Raw genomic sequence first — 18,183 nt, forward strand, 5'->3', positions numbered from 1 at the left:
AACATACTCATTTGCAGTTTTAGTTAGCAAAAATTTCGCATAGAAAATAAGCCTTTGCAAAATTTGAACTATTTCACAAAGGCAATATTTATACTTTTTATTACAGCTTCATTTTGTAACCAAAATTAATATTTCCATGTAGAATCAGAAAATATAATCATCCTCACATACTTATCCATGTGCTTTCACCGACCAGATTGAGCCAATTTCAGCTACTTCCGCCCGTATTCTGGCTTGTTGATAAAAACGCAAGAAAGCTAATGCAAATACAAAAGCAGTCAGGTCAATAGTGAGTAAATGCCCAGTTGAATACCATAAACCCACATCTGGAACGAGATATGCAATCAATGAAGTTAAAGGTAAAGTAAATAATACAATAGCTATAGCCAACAATAGTTGGGGCAATGCTCTTGCTGCACCAACCACAAAGGTATACATCAGACTTGTAAGAAATACAGCATAATAACTATACATAAATAAATGATTGATACTGTTTAACTCTGGATAAACCACGTATCCCCAACGACCAGCAAGCATACTGCTAAAGATCGCCAGAATAGTACCCAAACAAGCTCCAATAGTTAAATTTGTGACAAAATGAACATCTTTTCTTTGCGATGGTACAGGTAGATCTGGATTTTTCTGCCTTTTTAACCGAGACTCAATCCATAAAATATTGCCTGAATAAAATAAAAATGCACCGCCAATACCCAAAATAAAATACATCCAACGTGTAATATTTCCACCAAAATTGCCAAAATGCAGACTGAACATGGATTTGATCACCTGATCTGCAATAGTAGCGTGTGTATTTAAAGTATTTATATTATACGGCTGCTCCTGATAGGGGTTGATAAACATATAGTCAAAATTATCACCACGTAACATTTGTTCGGAACTATATAATGCGACACGGGCAGATGCCATTTCAGGCTTATCTAACTGGTTAAAACTGATCGACATGATTTCGTATTCAGGAGCAGACTGTTTCAGGCGAAATAAGATTTTTTCCACATCCAGTTTTGGCTGAGGATCTGCAAGCTGCATAGGAACAGGACGCTCAAACAAAGGTTTTCCTTTGTTTGCCAACTGTCCTAATGCATCATAGAAAAAATCATGGAAGGCAAAAACAATCACGGATATACAGATAATGATATGAAATGGCAAACTAGTTATACCAATCACATTATGCGTATCGAGCCAAAAACGTTTTTTATTTTTTCCCTTACGAATGGCAAAATAATCTTTAACTAATGTAGGTAACAGAATAATTAGCCCTGAAAAAATCGCTAAAAAATAGAGAAATGCAACAACACCCATCACATAAACGCCTAATGTGTGATGTCCTGATAACCCTGGAATACCAGCAGTTTCATGTAACTGTTCTATCAACCAACCTAATTTTGATACGTTTTCTTGTTGTACCTGCAATTGTCCTTGGCTATCCAAAGTTGCCAGCATAGTATTTTGTGATGTATCGAATCCATGTTCACTTGATTCTTTTGAAACATGCCACTGCACTGGGGCATTATGCATTTCCTTAGATGAAAAATTAACAATCAGATTTTTTCGTGCATCTGGATATTTCTGCTGAACTTCTTCAACGAGTTCATTATATTGGGAGGAATGGATAGCTGACATCTTTTGCTGCGGAGGAGTTGCCCATTGACTCAGATCATGTTGAAACATAGTCAAGCCACCAGCAAAAAAGCAGATAAATAATAATATGCCCGCACTAATTCCCACCCAGGTGTGTAACTCCTTGGCGAGTTTCAGAATATCCGTTCTAACTTTCATTTTAACCTCGAAGTAACAACACACCAAGATAGGCAACAGCTGTGGCGACACTATAGATAACGATCACTTGCCAACCTCTAGGTATAAAATAAGCCAGGAAAAATACAGGGCACCAAATCCAGGGAATTGTCCACATTCCCATTTGTGGTGCTAGCACTGCCTCCATTCGACCAAAACTTAGCAATGTCACAATTGCAGCAATACAAACAGAAAATGCAAATCCTAAAAAAACACCAGCAAAGGTTTTCGAAAGCCAGTCAGCGTGAATTTTTGGAAACTTTTGTAATTTCATGCTGTTTCAACCTTTGAAATAAAGGAATAAATGGAATAAAACTCCACATCACAATGGCTGTGATAATGAACATATAAATCGCAACCAATGCTGGAAGTTTTATAACAAGGATAATGAAAGATAGAAGGAGTAAAATTCCAGCAAACCAACGATATTTATTTTCCAATCTCATCTGGATCAGCGCTTGATTAGAATGCGTCAGATACAATGTCAGATATCCTGCTATAGCCAAAATAAAACCTAATATTTTCATTACTCTCAATACCTATAGATTTTTAAAGCATTAAAATAAAAAGCCTATAGAAATAGGCTTTTCAAATATGAATTAAAAATCAAAACTGACCCCTAACTTATAACTACGTGCAGCACCAACAATGGCATAATTATCATTAAATACTCCTTCCCAATATTTTTTATTGGTGACATTATCAATATTGGCAAGGAATGTTGTATTTACACCGCCGATTTTAGTTTTATAACGTGCTCCAAGATCCCAAATAGTAAAGTCAGGCAGTTTTAAAGTGTTTGCATTATTTAAATACTGTTCACCAACATAGCTCAGACGAGTATTGATATTTAAACCTTCAAGCATTGGAATCGCATAATCCAGACCGAGTGAAGCCGTGAAATCTGGCACGCCATAAACATTTTTGTTTTTGAGTGCTACAGTATTTTTTGTATATTTAGAATCAATATAAGCCAGATTACCGATAACATTCAGATCATCCATAACTTTGCCTGAAAATGACCACTCAACCCCACGAGATCGGGCTTCGGCATCGTCTGTAGTGATTTGAGTTTTTTTATTTGCATCTGCTACTGCAAATTTTGTAGTCATTAAAGCTGGTTTTTCTATCTGATAAATCGCTAATGTATGTAACCAAGAATCGGTTTGGTATTTGGTTCCAATTTCATATTGTTTGGTTTGGTAAGGTGCAAAAGTCGTCCCGAAATTTACATCATTCACATAAGATTGATCAGTTAATGTCGCCCCTTCAGTCAACCCTTCTACATAACTTGCATAGAACGATAAATTTTCACCGAATGGTTTTAGAACAATACCTAAGCTTGGAGAAATTTTATCCTCCTCATAAGAAATATACTGTCCTTTAGTATTTTTCTTTTGAAAATTGATGGTATCTATATTTTGATAACGCGCACCAATAATCAATTGCAACTTGTCATCTAACATTGAGAGCTGGTCTGTCAATGTATAACTGGTGTAGTCATTATCGCCTAGAGGACTGATTTTTGGATAGCTGTATGGCATATGACCACCATTACTTGGATCATACAGATTTGTAGGGAAATCAACTGGCGTAGCACCACGTCCCTCATGCTGACTATATTTTCGTTTTAAATAATCTGCTCTGAGTCCCAACGTATGTTTGATAGCCCCCGTATCAAATTTACCCTCAAATCCGATATTGGCTGCTGTATTTTTTTCTTTAGAGCCAACACGATAATATTGTGATGTCGCATCACCTTGTGCATTAGTCAAAATCATACGGGTACCGAATAAATGCCCCGAATACTCTTTTTCAATATAGCCAGCACCTGCAAAAACTTTAAAATCAGGATTGAGCTGATATTCACCAGTCAAACCAGCAAATCGGCTATTGGTATAACCTTCAAGATGACGAAAATGGTTAATATCACCTTTAGGTGCTTTAATCACATTTGTCAGATTCTGCATTGAAACCATTGCAGGTGACCCACCATCACGGTTATCACGAATGACATAAGAGTCAAAATTCAGTTTTAACTTATCAGTGGTATAGTCAGCAGCCAAAGCCCCTGAAATATGTCGGTCATTCATACCATCGATATAGTGTTCACCGTCTCCGTAAGTTCCATTGACGCGCACTCCAAATTCTTTTTCACTTCCAAATCGACGTGAAATATCAAAACCAGACTGGTAATAGCCCTTTTCTTCCATTGAGGCAGACAATTGAGTGAGTTCTTTATCTGCACGCTTTGAGTTGGCTATAATCACACCACCAACACTCCCTGTTGGTGCAACACCAGCCACGAGTGCATTTGGCCCTTTTAATACGGTTACGGACTCTAAAAATTCAGTAGGTACACGTCCATATGGTGCAACCCCGAATAATCCGTTATAAGACATGTCTTCGTGATTGACATCAAATCCACGCAATTTGAAGTTTTCATTCAAATGTCCCTGATTTGTCGTTACGCGAATACCTGCATCATTTTTTAATACATCACCGACAGTTGTAGCTTGCTGATCCTGAATCACTTTTTGGGAATATGACTGCACGCTAAAAGGTGTATCCAGAATTTCCTTGTTCCCCAAAGCTCCTAATTTTGTCTGTTTTACATATGTTCCTGTAGCATCAGCTTTTTTATTATCCTCTTCAGCATGCAAGATAATGGTAGGCAATGAAGAAGTCTCTTCAGCCCACAAAACTTGACTAGCACCCCCAGATAACATCACACAAGATATAGCTTTAACCAAAGCTTTTTTAGAAAGATTTCCCATAACAGTAAATTTAAGATTAATGATAATAATTATTATAATCATTAATCTTAGAGTTTTTAATAAATATTTCTAATTATTTATATCAACAAAATTCAATGACATTAAAAAGACAGCTTATTGATTCAGCGACTAAAATAAAAAACCAAGCGAAGCACTTGGTTTTTAGATATCATCTGAGTGATTAAAAACGATCAGAAGTTAAAAAGTTGTATTTATGACAAAGTCAAACCATATTCAGCCATTAATTCTAAAAACTCAGTTTCATTCATTACAGTAATTCCAAGTTTTTCCGCTTTTTCAAGCTTAGATCCCGCCTTTTCACCAGCAACAACACATTTGGTCTTACTAGAAACACTGCCACTGACTCGTGCACCTAAGGTTTGTAACATCCCTGTTGCCTGATCACGAGTCATTTTTTCCAGTGTTCCCGTCAAGACCCAGCTTTCACCATTTAGAGGTTGACGAGTTGGTGCGACTGGAGCATCCCAGTAAATACCTGCGGCAAGTAAACGGTCAATCACTTCCAGATTGTGCTCTGCCTTAAAGAAATCCACGATCCACTCTGCTGTAATGTCACCAACATCCGGAGTTTTCTTCAAAGCTTCAATATCAGCATGACGAAGCGCATCAAAAGTCTGGAATGTATTGGCAAGCATTCGAGCTGTAGTTTCTCCCACGCCACGGATACCTAATGCGTAAATAAAACTGGCAAGCGTTGTCTTTTTGCTATTTTCAATTGCATCAAATAGGTTCTGAACAGACTTTTCACCCATTTTCTCAAGATTTAATAGTTCTTCACGATGTTCATGTAAATGGTAGATATCAGATACATCTTTGAGCAAATCCAAATGCAATAATGATTCAACCCAGCGATCTCCCAGACCTTCAATATCCATCGCTTTACGTGAAACAAAGTGGCGAATCGCTTCGATACGTTGTGCCGAACAGTAAAGTCCCCCTGAACAACGGGCTAAAGCTTCACCTTCTGGCATCACGACAGGAGATGAACAAACTGGACAGTTTTCTGGAAGATGTACTTCTATAGCATCATCTGGGCGAAACTCTGGCCAGACTTTTTCCACTTTAGGAATGACATCACCACTACGATAGACACTTACCGTGTCACCAATACGTACATCAAGACGGTGAATCTCGCCGATATTATGTAGAGTCACATTGGAGACTGTTACCCCTCCAACTGCTACAGGATTTAATCTAGCTACTGGTGTAAGTGTTCCTGTTCGACCGACTTGCCAATCAATATTTTCTATGATCGTCAATGCAGCAACAGCAGGAAACTTATAAGCAGTAGCCCAGCGAGGTTCACGACTTAAAAAACCAAGCTGTTTTTGTTGTCTTAAGTCATCGACCTTAATCACCATACCATCAATTTCTACTGACAGGTCTGGTCGCTCCTGATTAATCAGCTCATATTTTTCCTGAACCTCTTGTATGCTATCACAGAGAAAATGACGCTCACCTATAGCAAAGCCAAAAGCATTTAACCATTCCAGGCTTTCAGACATGGTTTTAATACCATTCGCAGGTTCACATTGCGCAATACCATAAGCATAAAAAGCTAGAGGACGTGATGCAGCGATATTTGGATCAAGTTGGCGCAAACTGCCTGCTGCCGCATTTCGGGGGTTGGCAAATGTTTTTTCACCTTTAGCTTCATTTTCAGCATTCAATCTCTCAAAACCTGCTTTAGGCATTAATACTTCGCCACGCACTTCCAGCAAGGCTGGAACTTCAGCCTGATCTGAAGATAAAACTTTAGGTAAATTACGAATCGTTTTTACATTTTGAGTAATAATTTCCCCTGTTTCACCATCACCACGAGTGACACCCCGTACTAATACTCCATTTTCATACCAGAGTGAAATCGCTAAACCATCAAATTTAAGTTCAACATCATACTGGACTTTCTGGTTTGGCAAGCGCTCCTCTACACGACGTGCAAATGCAAAAAGCTCTTCCTGATTGAAAACATTCCCCAAGGATAACATTGGGACAGTATGTGTTACTGTTTCAAACTTGGAGAGTGCTTTGCCACCAACCTTACTTGTCGGAGTATCAGATTGAATCAACTCTGGATTTTGTTCTTCTAATGCCTTCAACTGATGAAAAAGCTGGTCATATTCACTATCTTCAATTGTTGGCTGGTCCATCACATAATATGCGTGATTGTGTTTTGCCAGTAATTGAATCAGCTGACGCATTTGCGCCACGACATTCGACTTTTCCATATTTTTTTCACCATAAAAAGGGCGGAAAAACCGCCCAAAATTTCTTTCACTGATTATAAATCAATTATGCTGATCTAAGCTTCTTGTTTAGAGCGATAATCAATCGCTTGATGTCGCCAATGTTCTTTTAACTGCGGTGTAAACTCAAGGTTATTTTCATCATACACCGTGCCATCAATTTCACGAGCAATCAGCCCTGCTACACTCGCCATAGTATCAAAGCCCTTTTGAACATTGGTGTGAGGCAATGCCAAGAAAAATGCCAAACCATTCACCTGCTCTGTTGATAGTGTTTCCAGATCAAAACCGGCGGGTCCTTCATCGGTAATACGTAACACCGAAAACATCAATGGACTCGGTTCATTAATATTTTCGTAGCGATGGAAACAGGACATTTCACCAAAACGCAGACCATATTTCAGTAAAACCTTAAGTGTTTTATCGCCTGACAATGCTCGACGAGGATTTGGATAGAGATTCAAGGCAATAATCTGTTCTGCATTTGCCAATATACTTGCGTCATCATTCAGTTGCTGCTCATGCAAATGTACATCCAGAATATTACTTTCACCCTCGAAGTCCAGAATTTCAGCTGCTTCGATATTCGGATTCAAACTAAACTCAGGTTCAGTTTTTTTCTCTGATTCTGCTTTAACAGTTTGCTCTTGCAAGGTTTCCTCAACCTTATCATTATTTTGTGCTTTATCTAAAGATGCCGATGTGTCACTGGTAGCTGGTGTTTCAACAGTCTGTTCTTGAACAGCTGGTTCAACGACCTCAGCTATAGGCTGATCTTTTTCAGGAGCTGTTTCAACTGAATTTATCGGATTTGCGACAACATCTGCGACTTCTATAGATGAAATTTTATCCAGATTAGGTTCAACACGCCCAGATGTAGTTGGTACAACATCATCCAGAGTCAACTGATCACGGACATGACGCGGGATAATCGGTTGCTGACATTCAGAGTTGACATGCAGTTCAGATTCCAATGAAGGCGCAGCGTCATTGGGCTTGCGTAATAACATGCGCAAACCAACCAGAATAATAATAACTGCAACAACAATTCCTATGATTGTAGTAACTTCCATACTATGACTCCGCGGCGGCTAAACCGTATTCTTTTGCCTCTTCCAAATTCACAGTGACGAGTTTTGATGTTCCCGGTTCAGGCATTGTTACACCCAGTAGATCTGTTGCCATCGTCATTGCAACTTTATTATGTGTAATGTAAATGAATTGTACTTGTTCAGAAAGCTCTTTTACCAAATTACAAAATCTTCCTACATTTGCATCATCTAACGGCGCATCGACTTCATCCAATACACAAAATGGTGCCGGGTTTAAGCGGAAAATAGCAAAAACCAGCGCCAATGCTGTGAGTGCTTTTTCCCCACCAGACAGCAGTGCCAGAGAACTGTTTTTCTTACCTGGTGGTCTTGCCATCAATTTAACACCCGATTGCCAGTCATCTTCAAGACTTAAACTCGCTTCACCACCATTAAATACTTTAGGGAACAAGTTTTGCAGTTCGGCATTGACCTGATCAAATGTGCCCATGAAGAGTTTTTTGGTTTCCTGATCGATGCTTTTCATCGCGTCTTTTAACTGAGTAACCGTATTTTCTAAATCTTTAATTTGATGATCAAGCTCTTCAAAACGTGCAGATACTTCTTCGTATTCTTCTGAGGCTGCAAGATTGACTGCACCTAACTTTTCAAACTGTCTTTGAGACTTTTCAAGTTTTTGTTGATGTGAAACTAAATCTATTTCCAGACCTTGGATGACATCACTGTTCAACTCTTTCAACTGTTCTGTATAGTGCTGCAAGTCTGATTTGGCAGACTGCCAAGCTAAACGTTTATCCTCAAGCGCGCTTCGGAGCTTTTCATCACTTTGCTGGTGCTGATGGCGCTTGTCAGTAAGACTTTGCTGTTTTTCCTGAATATTATTCAGCTCTACCTGCCATTCATTCCAGGTTTTTTGCAATTTTTGTGTCTGTTCAAACTGCTCCTGAAATTGTGATTCCAGACTTGGCAATTCGAGCTGAATAGGGTCGATAAACTTCCTGGCTGCTTCCATTTGCTGCAATATTTGTTGATATTGTTGCTTCAAAAATGAAATATCTTTTTCCAAAAGCTCAATCTGTTGTTGATTTTGCATGGTCAATCGACGGGTTGCTTCCAGATCTTGCTGCTTTTGTAGCAATTTTTGCTGAGCTTCTTCGAGATTATCAGCAAGCTCATCCACTTGAAATTGAAGTGCTTTAAACTCAGGTAAAGTCTGCTCTAACTTAATCATCAATGAATGCGTATCTATTTCAAGATCATCTTTTTGCATCGCATCTTCTTCAAGCTGTGCATCAAGCTGCCCTAACTGATGAGCAAGCTGTTCTTTCTGTACAGTAAAAGCTTGCGTGGTACTCTGGATTTTGGCAATTCGTACATCAAACTGCTGCATATCTTTCTGCAACGTCTTAAATTGCTCAGTATCCTGCTGAATATGTTTCTGGAATTCTGCAATGTTGGTGTGCAATTCTGGCAAAACTTTTTCTGCCAAAATCAATGCTGGTTCAAGCTCACTTAAAGATTTTTCAATTTCTTCCAGACGAATCCGATGGCTTAGTGCTCCTTGTGCAGCTTGGCTTGATTCATCAAAGAATAGACCAATAACCCAGTCAAAACCGACATGATAACCATCTAGAGTTAAAATAGACTGCCCTACCTGAAGCTTTGACTGATATGACTGAGCTTCTTCCAGGCTCTCTGCAATAGCAACATTTTGCCATAATGAATAGTGTGGTGATTCAATCCAGTCTGCAAGACAGGATAATCCCTCTAAGCCAATTTTATTCAATTGAGCTGTTTGTTTAAGCTGGCGTGCAAGACCTTGCTGAAATGCCTTACCATCTTGCAAAATCTCGGCACTTAACCACTTCGCCAGAAACTTTTCAATCAAAGCAGCTTGGTTCTTGCCTTGCTCATTTAACTTGAGCACTTGCATTAATTGCACAGCATTTGAGTCTGATTTAGATGCTGTTTTAGTTAAAAGCTGATTTAAGTTTTTCTGTTCAGACTGGAGTACCTGAATTTCAGATTTTAATCCAGAAACCTTCATTTTTTGCTGATTGAGTAACTCCTGCGACTGTTCTAAAGCTACCCGCTGTTCTGCAATTTTTTTCTCTAAAGCTTCAATCGTCTCCAATGCTTGCGCTTTATCTTCAAGGATCTGATCAATATCATCCTGTTGAAATTGATTTTGAATTTGGGAAGCCTGAGTTTTCAAGGTTTCTTTTTGTTGTTCTATCCGAGCAATATTCTTGGCAAGCTGCTCACTCTGTGCCAGCATCTGTGCTTTTTGCTGTTGTTGCTTTTCAACTTGAACTTTTACTTGCTCAAACTGTGTTAACACTTGCTGATGCTGTGATTTTAAATCAGCAAAACTCTGACTCTGTAACTGAACATCCTGTTCAGTAGTTTGTAAATGCTCTAGCTGCTCTTCTTGCTGACTTTGCAATGTTTCCAGTTGTAATTCAATCAACTGTAAACGTTCTTTGGTCTGAGTTTTCTGTTCTTCAAGCTGGCTGAGTGATGCTGTATTTTGCTGAAATAATGCCTGCTTTTGTTCCAGTGTCATTTTCAGTTCAGCAAGTTTTTTTTCTGCTTGTTGCCATTCATTCTGAAGTGGAGTCGATTGTTTGATCAGGCGTTGAAATAATTCACTCGTAGATGTTAGGTCATGTTCCAGTGTCGTCAGTTCTGAACGTACTAATTTGAACTGTTCACCCAAGTCATTCATATAAACATCATATTCTTGCTGAATACGGGTACTCTGTTCACATTGAAAGGACAGAATTTCAATTTTTAAAGTCCGGATTTCTTTTTCTAATGATTTATATTGCACTGCCGTTTCTGATTGGCGTTTTAATGTTTTAAGCTGAGACTTAAGCTCGTGTGCAATATCTTCCAGACGCGAAAGATTTTGCGTGGTATGTTCCAGATGTTGCATGGTTTCACGGCGGCGAGCCTGATATCTGGAAACTCCTGCTGCTTCTTCAATAAAAACACGCATTTCCTCAGGTTTAGCATCAACCAGTCGATTGATCATACCTTGTTCAATAATCGCATAGGAACGCGGTCCTAAACCAGTACCCAAGAAAATATCTGTAATATCACGGCGACGGCATTTCGTTCCATTGAGAAAGTAATCAGATTTACCATCTCGTGTTACCTGCCGTTTAACCGAAAGCTCATTGTAGGCGTTATATGCCCCGCCCAATTTTCCAAGCGTATTTTCAAAACGTAGTTCTACACTTGCCACCCCTACAGGTTTGCGCTTTTGCGTTCCTGTGAAAATGACATCCTGCATGCTGCCACCACGAAGCTGACGCGCATTCGATTCCCCCATCACCCAACGGATTGCATCAATCACGTTTGATTTACCACAACCGTTTGGACCCACAACTGCGGTACGGTTCGCCTTAAAATGTAATGTTGAACTATCGGCAAATGATTTGAAGCCAGAGAGTTTTAAGCTGCTTAAACGCATAATGTCCTAATTACCGGCGCGAACGGCGCGCCCAAGCCAATTCTATTTGTTTCATTCGTGTTAGTGATTCCAACACGAGATTACGCAAGTGTCGACAAAAATCTTCCATAAATAAAGTAGCTTGTTGTGATTTTCGGATCAAAATTGCATCAATCACGAGTTTTAGCAGCTCTAAAGACTCTTGAAGCTCACGTCTTGAGGTATTTAATGTTAAAAAGTAGCTTCTGCGAAGTGATGGTAATAATTCTTTGTAAAATTTTATGAGATAAGGATTTGCAACCATATCCTGTTGAGCTGCTAAATACTGAAAAATCCCATCATAAAATTTTTCGGTATTCCCCTGTTTAACCTGCTCAACCAGATACTGGAAATTTTTCTGTAATTCTTCTGCCTCATCGGTACGCCACGTTTCACTTATTCGTTGAACAATTTGCCCGAGTAAAAGTGCGGTTGTATCAAATAATGCCCTCACTTGTCCCGCTGACATTTCAGAAACCACAGCTCCCCGCCTTGGGAAAATCTCGATCAACTGGGTTCTTTCCAGAATCAATAAAGCTTCACGTACCGAACCCCGGCTAACATCAAGCTCTTTGGCTATACGTAGCTCCTGAATGCGCTCCCCTTCTACCAGTTCACCGCTGATAATTTGCTCACCAATATGCTTCGCGATTTGTTCCGAAAGGCTATCAATTTCTTCGTGTTGCATATCTATCCTGTCTTGTTTTTGTATTTAATGACATCATCCCTTTATTGTTTTAATAGATTTTACTGTCAAAAAACCATGTCATTGTCTGACAATTTTAGTGTTATTTGGGTCAATTGAGGATGAATTACTATAAATTTAGATAATTGAAAACCTAATAATCATGATGATCTTTCCATTTTATCTCTCTGCCACGAGATGCTCTTTTCTGGTAAACAAAAGTGAAAAGTATAGCTATACAAAACAGGAAAAACGTTGAAAAGAAAATATAACGATTTTAACCAAATTTCCATTCTCACCCTAGACAATGGAAATTTGAACTAGCGAAATTCAAAATAATTTAAAACTTCGAAAATCGCGTCATAATGGCTACTTGTTTATCATCTTTGAATTAATGCTAATCGTAAAAAATTCATGTTTTCTACCTTCAGGAACTTCATTTAAATCTTTCATGCCAAAATCTGTAAACTGAGGTGAACGTAAGCTTCTTAAATTATATCCATTCCAATAATATTTAGTACTTCCACCTTGATTTTGTACTGATTCACCATCCAGATCAGCTAAAAAACCTGTCCTTTTTCCATCTACTGTATTTGAGAAAACAACACGAACCTCTGTCAACTTCCATTTACACACACCTTTTTTATAATAATCACCATCTAACAGCATGTCTGAATACATTGTCCCCACATATTCACCTTCAGAAATTTTAGTCATTTTGAATGGCTCATTGCTGGTGATACGAGGTGGGACACCTGATAGAGGTTGTATCTTTCCACATTGGTTATTTACAACATTAAATTGTGCAACTCCCTTAACTTCCTGGAAATCTACAGACTGATTTTTTAAAATAACTCGAATTTTATATGCATGCTGAGGGTTTGGATTTAGTTTACGTAACGGCTCTGCCTGATTTGAATCTTCTGGCGCATCACCTGTAACTATTTGGTATAAAGAACTTGTACTACACCCTGATGTAGCAAGTAACATACTTGCTACAAATAACATAAATACGTTGTACTTCATTATAGACTTGGACAGATATCGAACTTTTTCCATCTTTTCCTCATATTTTATTTTTGGCTCAATAAATATTTTTATAAAATAATTGAATGAACAGAACTACACATCCCATTCATACTAATATTGACCTAGCCCATTATAATCAGTTTAACATCGTCCAAAAAACAATCATCCACTATATTAGATTAGCTTGAAAGAATCCTAATGCCAAAAGCCTTTGAAAATAAAAAAACAACCGATAGTTGTAAGCAAACAAGCAAAACATTTTTTGAGCATGGCTGGTGACAGCATATGGGCAACTTTAGCACCCAACTTAGCAGTAATAAAACTCATGATGCTAATCCCGATAAATGCATAAATATGCACGTATCCAATCGCATTCGGCAAATGTACTGACTCTTTCGCACCAAAAAACATAAAGCCAAGCGCACCAGCAATAGCTATCGGCAAACCACATGCCGCAGAAGTACCTACTGCCTTTTGCATAACCACCCCATTTTTATTCAAATAAGGTACAGTCAGACTACCACCACCAATACCAAAGATCGCAGATGCAACACCAATTCCTCCACCAGCTAACATTTGCATAGGAGCAGATGGTAGGGACTTTGACTGATCTACAATTACATTCGCACCCTTGAACATCTTAAAGGCAACCCAAATCGCAAATAACCCGATAATAACTTGCAGATGCTGTCCCGATAAAATGTCAGCAATACCAGCACCAAGAAAAGAACCCAAAATCAAGCCAGGTGCCAGATTCCGGACAACTGACCAAAGTACAGCACCATTTTTTTGATGAGCCATCATTGAACTAATGGACGTTATCATGATTGTAGCCAGCGATGTTCCCAATGCCATATGCATAATCACTGACGGATCATAACCTGCATGAGTAAAGACCACATATAAAATTGGTACAATAATTAATCCACCACCTACACCAAATAGCCCTGCTGCAAAACCAGCGATTGCACCAATACCCAAATATGTGATTAACTCCATAAATGTTCTTCCATTTTTCTCAGATTCAACATGGATTTAGAGACCCGTCATCTTAGTCAATTATTGACTAATGCGCAGCAACTACCTGAAGTGCTGCTACTAAAACAAAGCACCACATCAACAAATGATGATATTCGCGAAATTTCGCAAAAAGGTATCAAAACGATTTTGGTGTGTAGTGAAACACAAACACAAGGTCGTGGACAACACCAGAGACAATGGGTTTCACCTGTTGGTAATATTTATTTAAGCACATTGCTGACCACGAAAACAGCCATTGATGGGCGTCTTGCTTTAGAAATTGCTTTAAATATCCTGCAAATGCCAAGTCTTAAGACTTTGCCTGAATTACAAATCAAATGGCCAAATGATTTGTATAGTCAACAGGGTAAATGGGGAGGAATTTTGGTTGAACCATTATCTCCCCATGAAGCTATTGTTGGCGTTGGGATCAATTTGATGCCCATCGCTGAAACAGAAGTAACACAACAGGCAACCTCTCTCATGCAACTTGGGTTAAATCACCCGAACCGTATTCAATTGATCAGTGAACTCTACCTTGCAATATTACAAGCAGGCCAATGGTTTGATCACGGTTGTTATAATCTTGCTGCCCGTTTTAACAATGTTGCTGCATTCATGGAACAAATAGTACATTTCGAACAAATTAAAGGAAATACAAAAGGTATTTTTAAAGGCATTTCGGATGATGGATCGGTCAATATTTTGACTGAAAAGGGGCTTGAAAATTTCTATCAAGGTCGCTTGAGTGTGCAAAAAGGCTGAGTCATGAAAGAATTATGGTTAGATGTTGGAAATACCCGACTAAAGTATTGGATCACGAAAAATAAAAATATCATCGAGCAAGGCGCAGAATTGCACTTACAATCCCCTGCCGATTTATTACTTGGTCTGATTCATCATTTTAAAAGCTTAGGCTTGACCCGAGCAGGCATATCTTCTGTTCAAGATAAAAAAAATAATGATCGAATCAGCAAGATATTAAAACGTTTAAATATTCCTGTGACCTTTGCCAAAGTTCATACCGAATATGCGGGTTTACATTGCGGATATGATGAACCATCTCAACTCGGTATAGATCGCTGGCTACAAGTTTTAGCGGTCGCAAATGCTCAGGATAATATTTGTGTGATCAGTTGTGGTACCGCACTCACTATTGATTTAACCCAAGGTTTACAGCACCTAGGTGGATATATTCTTCCAAACTTATATTTACAACGTGATTCCCTTATCCAAAACACCAAAGGAATTAAAATCCCTGATGCTGCTTTTGAGGAACTAAGCCCAGGACGAAACACGATTGATGCTGTGCACCATGGAATCTTTCTAGGATTGCTCAGTACCATTGAAAAAGTGTTGCAACAACAACCAAGAAAACTCATTTTAACAGGTGGAGATGCACCATTATTTGCTGACTTTTTAAAACAATATCAGCCAATCATCGAACCAGACCTACTGCTAAAGGGGTTGCAGTTTTACATTGAAAATCAATAACTTTTCTACTTTTAAATAAAAAAAGATGCGGCTGGCGCATCTTTTTTATTTCTAAAAATTTATTTTTTATCATTATTGCCAAACAGTGGTCCCATACCGCCACCACCGCCGAACTGTTTTTGCAAGCCACCAAGCGAACGCATCATTTTTGCCATACCTGATGGATTGGCAAACTTTTTCATCATCTTCGCCATTTGCGTATGTTGCTTAATGAGTTTATTCACTTCAGCAACATCCATACCACAACCAGCAGCAATACGCTTTTTACGACTAGGATTCATCAAGTCAGGATTACGGCGCTCTTTAATCGTCATCGACTGAATAATCGCTTCCATCTTCTTAACTTGTTTTTCAGGGTTGGCCTGTTCTATCGCTTGCTGAATACCTGAGTTACTCATACCAGGCAACTTATCCAGAAAGCCCATCATGCCGCCCATCTTGTTCATTTGCTCAAACTGCATCAGCATATCTTCAAAATTGAAGCTTCCTCCTTTTTGCAATTTTTTCGCCATTTTTTCAGCTTTTTCTTTGTCGATCTTACGTTCAACTTCTTCGACCAAAGAAAGTACATCACCCATGCCCAAAATACGCTGTGCAACACGTTCTGGATGGAATGGCTCAAGAGCATCGAGTTTTTCCCCCATACCCAAGAATTTGATTGGCTTACCAGTAATCGCACGAACTGAGAGTGCTGCACCACCACGGGCATCACCATCAGTTTTTGTCAGAATCACACCTGTCAAAGGTAAAGCATCATTAAAAGCTTTCGCTGTATTCGCAGCATCCTGACCCGTCATGGCATCAACCACGAACAAGGTTTCTGTTGGCTTGATCTCGGCATGTAAGGCCTTGATCTCGTCCATCATGTCATCATCGACATGTAAACGACCTGCTGTATCGACAATCAATACATCAGCAAACTTAATCTTTGCCTGTTCGATTGCACGTTTTGCAATTGCAATCGGATCTTCTGATGCTTCAGATGGAATAAACTCTGCACCAACTTCACCAGCAACCGTTTGTAACTGCTTAATCGCCGCAGGACGATAAACGTCGGCAGAAACCATTGCCACTTTTTTCTTTTGACGCTCTTTGAGATAACGTGCAAGTTTAGCAGCAGTAGTTGTTTTACCTGCCCCCTGCAAACCTGCTAAAAGCACAACAACTGGTGGTTTTGCAGCTAAATCAAGACTTTCATTTGCCTCACCCATCATTTTGGTGAGTTCGTTATAAACGATTTTTACGAAAGCCTGACCCGGAGAAAGCTGAGTCATCACTTCCTGACCCAATGCTTCTTCCTTAACTTTCGCGATAAATTCACGAGTTACAGGTAAGGCAACATCGGCTTCAAGGAGTGCCATACGCACTTCACGTAACGTATCTTTAATATTGTCTTCGGTTAGCTGCCCTGAGCCAGTAACATTTTTTAAACTCTGCGTGAGTCGTTCTGTTAAGGTATCAAACATTGCAAAATCCGCTTAAAATGGCTAGTTGCAAAAAAATCTTTCTTAAAATAGAAAATTTATGCATAAGATGCTATAGGATACTGTAGTTCACATGGAATTTATATCTCACAACATGAAATTTCATCATCCCGAAAAAGGTTTGACATGATTAGCCTCCCCTTGGTTTACACGATTTTAGCATTATTTGCCTATACCACATCATTTTGGTATCTATTTATGCACTTAATGTCCAAACGTGATCCTAACCATTGGTTTATCGGTCTCGTATTGGGCTTAGGACTTTTTTTACATAGCGTTGTACTCAACCATGATATGGTCACACCGCTCGGCATTAATTATGACGTCTTCAACCTGATGTCATTTATATCCTTATTGATGCTGGTGCTAAGTATGCTTTATAGCACCTATCGTCCTGTTATTGCACTAAATTTAATAGGTATCCCTGTTGCAGCTTTCGGGCTTATTCTAGGCTTTGGATTTAGCAAATCCAACCAGTTTATCGAACAGCATTCCTTTGGTCTTGATCTCCATATTATTTTGTCTTTGTCAGCCTATGCCGTACTATTTATGGCAGCGATACAAGCGATTATTTTATGGATTCAAAACAGGGAACTTAAGAAAAAACAAAAAAAACGGATATGGGTTAACTTATTACCACCTTTCCAAGTCATGGAATCCTTATTATTTGACCTGCTTATCACGGGTTTTTCACTATTAACCGTTGCTTTGGTTTTTGGTTTCTTCACCATTGATAATTTTTTTGCACAACATCTGGCGCATAAAACTGCTTTTAGTATTGTTTCATGGTTTGTTTATGGTTCGATTCTAATCGGACATTATAAATTTGGCTGGCGTGGAGAAAAGGCTATCCGTTTCACATTAACAGGATTTTTCTTATTGGCTGTAGGATTTATCGGAAGCAAGTTTATTTTAGAGATGATTTTACATCGTTAAAACTGACCAGACTACATGGCCTGAAATAATTATAAATACAACTTTGTTTTCATATAAAAGCCCGAAAAAATCGGGCTTTTATAATATGTTTCAAAAACTGTTTTATTTAAGTATAACTTATATTCAAT

Annotated in this window: 14 protein-coding genes; 3 read left to right on the forward strand and 11 right to left on the reverse strand. The window is 38.8% G+C overall.

All coding sequences use genetic code 11. The features are described from left to right. Positions 1-171: 171 nt before the first annotated feature. From KPC_RS08755 to KPC_RS08800, 10 genes are all read right to left on the reverse strand, one after another. Positions 172-1,797 carry a PepSY-associated TM helix domain-containing protein gene (locus tag KPC_RS08755; RefSeq protein ID WP_121973994.1) on the reverse strand — a complete coding sequence of 542 codons (1,626 nt, stop codon included), beginning with the start codon at positions 1,795-1,797 and terminating at the stop codon, positions 172-174. 1 nt (position 1,798) lies between these two features. Continuing rightward, a complete protein-coding gene (locus KPC_RS08760) occupies positions 1,799-2,089 on the reverse strand; it encodes a hypothetical protein (RefSeq protein WP_121973995.1) in 291 nt (96 codons plus the stop codon). Continuing rightward, positions 2,055-2,342 (reverse strand): hypothetical protein, encoded by a 288-nt coding sequence (locus KPC_RS20360; RefSeq protein WP_121973996.1) that lies wholly within the window; start codon positions 2,340-2,342, stop codon positions 2,055-2,057. The genes KPC_RS08760 and KPC_RS20360 overlap by 35 nt, the downstream gene beginning before the upstream one ends. A 72-nt stretch (positions 2,343-2,414) precedes the next feature. Then, complete coding sequence (locus tag KPC_RS08770; protein WP_121974007.1) at positions 2,415-4,592, reverse strand: TonB-dependent receptor; 2,178 nt, start codon at positions 4,590-4,592, stop codon at positions 2,415-2,417. 212 nt (positions 4,593-4,804) lie between these two features. Then, a complete protein-coding gene (gene ligA / locus KPC_RS08775; RefSeq protein ID WP_121973997.1) occupies positions 4,805-6,841 on the reverse strand; it encodes an NAD-dependent DNA ligase LigA in 2,037 nt (678 codons plus the stop codon). Positions 6,842-6,915: 74 nt separating this feature from the next. Next, positions 6,916-7,932, reverse strand: a complete 1,017-nt coding sequence (locus tag KPC_RS08780) for a cell division protein ZipA C-terminal FtsZ-binding domain-containing protein (RefSeq protein WP_121973998.1) — start codon at positions 7,930-7,932, stop codon at positions 6,916-6,918. 1 nt (position 7,933) lies between these two features. Next, positions 7,934-11,389 (reverse strand): chromosome segregation protein SMC, encoded by a 3,456-nt coding sequence (gene smc, locus KPC_RS08785; protein WP_121973999.1) that lies wholly within the window; start codon positions 11,387-11,389, stop codon positions 7,934-7,936. A 10-nt stretch (positions 11,390-11,399) separates the two neighbouring features. Then, on the reverse strand, positions 11,400-12,095 hold the full coding sequence (locus tag KPC_RS08790; protein WP_121974000.1) for a GntR family transcriptional regulator: 696 nt from the start codon (positions 12,093-12,095) through the stop codon (positions 11,400-11,402). Positions 12,096-12,461: 366 nt separating this feature from the next. Further along, complete coding sequence (locus KPC_RS08795) at positions 12,462-13,151, reverse strand: hypothetical protein (RefSeq protein ID WP_146196635.1); 690 nt, start codon at positions 13,149-13,151, stop codon at positions 12,462-12,464. Positions 13,152-13,316: 165 nt separating this feature from the next. Then, positions 13,317-14,120 carry a sulfite exporter TauE/SafE family protein gene (locus KPC_RS08800; RefSeq protein WP_121974002.1) on the reverse strand — a complete coding sequence of 268 codons (804 nt, stop codon included), beginning with the start codon at positions 14,118-14,120 and terminating at the stop codon, positions 13,317-13,319. A 30-nt stretch (positions 14,121-14,150) separates the two neighbouring features. On the opposite strand from KPC_RS08800, the gene KPC_RS08805 reads away from it, so the two are divergent. Both KPC_RS08805 and KPC_RS08810 read left to right on the forward strand, forming a co-directional pair. Next, a complete protein-coding gene (locus KPC_RS08805; RefSeq protein WP_121974003.1) occupies positions 14,151-14,906 on the forward strand; it encodes a biotin--[acetyl-CoA-carboxylase] ligase in 756 nt (251 codons plus the stop codon). Between the two features lie 3 nt (positions 14,907-14,909). Further along, on the forward strand, positions 14,910-15,635 hold the full coding sequence (locus KPC_RS08810) for a type III pantothenate kinase (protein WP_121974004.1): 726 nt from the start codon (positions 14,910-14,912) through the stop codon (positions 15,633-15,635). A gap of 59 nt (positions 15,636-15,694) precedes the next feature. Here the strand turns inward: KPC_RS08810 and ffh are convergent, their stop codons facing one another. After that, a complete protein-coding gene (gene ffh, locus KPC_RS08815) occupies positions 15,695-17,101 on the reverse strand; it encodes a signal recognition particle protein (protein WP_121974005.1) in 1,407 nt (468 codons plus the stop codon). Positions 17,102-17,245: 144 nt separating this feature from the next. Here ffh and KPC_RS08820 point away from each other — a divergent pair, with 144 nt between their 5' ends. Next, entirely contained in the window at positions 17,246-18,055 is an 810-nt protein-coding gene (locus KPC_RS08820) for a cytochrome C assembly family protein (RefSeq protein ID WP_121974006.1), read from the forward strand. Positions 18,056-18,183 lie beyond the last annotated feature (128 nt).

The sequence above is a fragment of the Acinetobacter stercoris genome (genome assembly GCF_900323515.1).
GTDB lineage: Bacteria > Pseudomonadota > Gammaproteobacteria > Pseudomonadales > Moraxellaceae > Acinetobacter > Acinetobacter stercoris.

Bases quoted from the DNA above. Each gene is read 5' to 3' on its own strand.
- KPC_RS08790 (WP_121974000.1), bottom strand. From the start codon at position 12,095: ATGCAACACGAAGAAATTGATAGCCTTTCGGAACAAATCGCGAAGCAT.
- KPC_RS08805 (WP_121974003.1), top strand. From the start codon at position 14,151: ATGGATTTAGAGACCCGTCATCTTAGTCAATTATTGACTAATGCGCAG.
- KPC_RS08820 (WP_121974006.1), top strand. From the start codon at position 17,246: ATGATTAGCCTCCCCTTGGTTTACACGATTTTAGCATTATTTGCCTAT.
- KPC_RS08770 (WP_121974007.1), bottom strand. From the start codon at position 4,592: ATGGGAAATCTTTCTAAAAAAGCTTTGGTTAAAGCTATATCTTGTGTG.
- KPC_RS08755 (WP_121973994.1), bottom strand. From the start codon at position 1,797: ATGAAAGTTAGAACGGATATTCTGAAACTCGCCAAGGAGTTACACACC.
- KPC_RS08780 (WP_121973998.1), bottom strand. From the start codon at position 7,932: ATGGAAGTTACTACAATCATAGGAATTGTTGTTGCAGTTATTATTATT.
- smc (WP_121973999.1), bottom strand. From the start codon at position 11,389: ATGCGTTTAAGCAGCTTAAAACTCTCTGGCTTCAAATCATTTGCCGAT.
- KPC_RS08800 (WP_121974002.1), bottom strand. From the start codon at position 14,120: ATGGAGTTAATCACATATTTGGGTATTGGTGCAATCGCTGGTTTTGCA.
- KPC_RS20360 (WP_121973996.1), bottom strand. From the start codon at position 2,342: ATGAAAATATTAGGTTTTATTTTGGCTATAGCAGGATATCTGACATTG.
- KPC_RS08810 (WP_121974004.1), top strand. From the start codon at position 14,910: ATGAAAGAATTATGGTTAGATGTTGGAAATACCCGACTAAAGTATTGG.
- KPC_RS08760 (WP_121973995.1), bottom strand. From the start codon at position 2,089: ATGAAATTACAAAAGTTTCCAAAAATTCACGCTGACTGGCTTTCGAAA.
- KPC_RS08795 (WP_146196635.1), bottom strand. From the start codon at position 13,151: ATGGAAAAAGTTCGATATCTGTCCAAGTCTATAATGAAGTACAACGTA.
- ffh (WP_121974005.1), bottom strand. From the start codon at position 17,101: ATGTTTGATACCTTAACAGAACGACTCACGCAGAGTTTAAAAAATGTT.
- ligA (WP_121973997.1), bottom strand. From the start codon at position 6,841: ATGGAAAAGTCGAATGTCGTGGCGCAAATGCGTCAGCTGATTCAATTA.